The sequence below is a fragment of the Psychromonas aquatilis genome, assembly GCF_038155185.1.
GTDB lineage: Bacteria > Pseudomonadota > Gammaproteobacteria > Enterobacterales > Psychromonadaceae > Psychromonas > Psychromonas aquatilis.
Window position 1 is genome coordinate 1 of sequence record NZ_JBAKAZ010000225.1, and the last position, 241, is coordinate 241.

Sequence of the window (241 nt, forward strand, 5' to 3'; positions counted from 1 at the left end):
TGCAATCATGTCTAATCACTATCACTTAGTGCTACATGTTGATGAACAACTTAATTATCAGCTAACTAATGAAGAGGTGTGTGAGCGATGGTGCCAATTATATTCTAAACCAGTTTTGATTGAGCGGTGGTTGAGTGAAGAAATAAGCTCTGTAGCGGAAACTAACGCTGCGTTAGCGGTTATCGGTGGATGGCGAGAGCGACTAGTCGATATTTCTTGGTTTATGCGCTGCTTAAATGAA

General features: G+C 41.1%; 1 pseudogene. It reads left to right on the forward strand.

Annotated elements, in window-relative coordinates:
* A pseudogene (locus V6256_RS15410) lies at nt 1-241 on the forward strand (hypothetical protein); the annotation flags it as partial.